This window comes from Staphylococcus sp. EG-SA-2, assembly GCF_017152085.1.
In genome coordinates this window covers 1-2,351 of the sequence record NZ_JACYHC010000626.1, presented here as the reverse complement: position 1 = coordinate 2,351, position 2,351 = coordinate 1, and the positions used below count along the sequence as shown (strand labels likewise).

General features: G+C 33.2%; 2 protein-coding genes and 3 pseudogenes. 3 read left to right on the top strand and 2 right to left on the bottom strand.

Annotated features, from left to right (window positions below):
* Positions 1-164, bottom strand: a pseudogene (locus IDG60_RS11245) (IS6 family transposase); the annotation flags it as partial.
* Between the two features lie 113 nt (positions 165-277).
* Between IDG60_RS11245 and IDG60_RS11240 the strand changes: the two are divergent.
* From IDG60_RS11240 to IDG60_RS11230, 3 genes and pseudogenes are all read left to right on the top strand, one after another.
* On the top strand, positions 278-1,234 hold the full coding sequence (locus IDG60_RS11240) for a thymidylate synthase (protein WP_000282655.1): 957 nt from the start codon (positions 278-280) through the stop codon (positions 1,232-1,234).
* A 41-nt stretch (positions 1,235-1,275) separates the two neighbouring features.
* Positions 1,276-1,761, top strand: a complete 486-nt coding sequence (locus tag IDG60_RS11235) for a trimethoprim-resistant dihydrofolate reductase DfrS1 (RefSeq protein ID WP_000175735.1) — start codon at positions 1,276-1,278, stop codon at positions 1,759-1,761.
* A 9-nt stretch (positions 1,762-1,770) separates the two neighbouring features.
* Positions 1,771-2,169, top strand: a pseudogene (locus IDG60_RS11230) (DegV family protein); the annotation flags it as partial.
* Between the two features lie 55 nt (positions 2,170-2,224).
* On the opposite strand, the pseudogene IDG60_RS11225 reads toward IDG60_RS11230, so the two are convergent.
* Positions 2,225-2,351, bottom strand: a pseudogene (locus tag IDG60_RS11225) (IS6 family transposase); the annotation flags it as partial.

The window sequence follows — 2,351 nt, the reverse complement described above, 5'->3', positions numbered from 1 at the left end:
GCATATTCTTGAACCCAACGGTAGACCGTTGAATGATGAACGTTTACACCACGTTCCCTTAATATTTCAGATATATCACGATAACTCAATGTATATCTTAGATAGTAGCCAACGGCTACAGTGATAACATCCTTGTTAAATTGTTTATATCTGAAATAGTTCATACAGAAGACTCCTTTTTGTTAAAATTATACTATAAATTCAACTTTGCAACAGAACCTCTTTTCTAGTATAATGTTTATTAATATAGTACATATTTTTATAAGGAGTTGTACGCATGTATAATCCATTCGACGAAGCTTATCATGGCTTATGCGAAGAGATATTAGAAATAGGGAATAGACGCGATGATCGCACACATACCGGGACAATTTCCAAATTTGGGCATCAATTGCGTTTCGATTTAACCAAAGGGTTTCCTTTACTTACAACCAAAAAGGTTTCTTTTAAATTAGTAGCAACTGAATTATTATGGTTTATTAAAGGAGATACAAACATTCAATACCTACTTAAATATAATAACAATATATGGAATGAATGGGCATTTGAAAATTATGTTCAGTCTGATGATTATCATGGACCAGACATGACAGATTTTGGACATCGTTCCCAGCAAGACCCTGAATTTAACGAGCAGTATAAAGAAGAAATGAAAAAATTTAAAGAACGTATTCTAAACGATGATGCATTTGCTAAAAAATATGGCAACTTAGGGAATGTTTATGGTAAACAATGGAGAGATTGGGAAGATAAAAATGGAAATCATTACGATCAATTAAAATCAGTTATACAACAAATTAAAACCAATCCAAACTCTCGACGTCACATTGTTTCAGCATGGAATCCTACTGAAATCGATTCAATGGCATTACCACCTTGCCACACAATGTTTCAATTTTACGTACAAGAGGGTAAATTAAATTGTCAATTATATCAAAGAAGTGCTGATATATTTTTAGGTGTTCCTTTCAATATTGCAAGTTATGCTTTACTGACACATCTTGTTGCAAAAGAATGTGGACTTGAGGTGGGTGAATTCATTCATACATTTGGAGATGCACATATTTATTCCAATCATATGGATGCAATACATACACAATTATCAAGAGATAGTTATCTACCACCTCAATTAAAAATTAATACAGATAAATCAATTTTTGATATTAATTATGAAGATTTAGAATTGATAAATTATGAATCACACCCTGCTATTAAAGCACCTATTGCGGTATAAAAAGATGCATTAATATTTCGCATACAGAAAGGAGGTATACCATGACATTATCAATAATTGTCGCTCACGATAAACAAAGAGTCATTGGGTACCAAAATCAATTACCTTGGCACTTACCAAATGATTTAAAGCATATTAAACAACTGACCACTGGGAATACACTTGTAATGGCACGGAAAACTTTTAATTCTATAGGGAAGCCATTGCCAAATAGACGTAACGTCGTACTCACTAACCAAGCTTCATTTCACCATGAAGGGGTAGATGTTATAAACTCTCTTGATGAAATTAAAGAGTTATCTGGTCATGTTTTTATATTTGGAGGACAAACGTTATACGAAGCAATGATTGACCAGGTAGATGATATGTATATCACAGTAATAGATGGAAAGTTTCAAGGAGACACATTCTTTCCACCATACACATTCGAAAACTGGGAAGTCGAATCTTCAGTAGAAGGTCAACTAGATGAAAAAAATACTATACCGCATACATTCTTACATTTAGTGCGTAGAAAAGGGAAATAGGAGGCAATTATGGCTAAACAAATTATCGTCACGGATTCAACCTCTGATTTATCACATGAATATTTAAAACAACATAACATTCATGTTATACCATTAAGCCTGACAATCGACGGGAAATCTTACACTGATCAAGTTGATATCTCTTCAAGTGAGTATATCGATCATATTGAAAATGATGCAGACGTCAAAACAAGTCAACCACCTATTGGTCGATTTATTGAAACATATGAGCAATTAGCTCAAGATGACGTTGAAATTATAAGTATTCATCTTTCGTCAGGCTTAAGTGGTACTTATAATACTGCTGTTCAAGCGAGCCATATGGTAGATGGTAATATTACAGTGATTGATTCTAAATCTATTTCGTTTGGGTTAGGTTATCAAATTAAGCAAATTGTTGAATTGGTTCTGTTGCAAAGTAAAAAAATATAGCTAACCACTAATTTATCATGTCAGTGTTCGCTTAACTTGCTAGCATGATGCTAATTTCGTGGCATGGCGAAAATCCGTAGATCTGAAGAGACCTGCGGTTCTTTTTATATAGAGCGTAAATACATTCAATACCTTTTAAAGTATTCTTTGCTGTATTG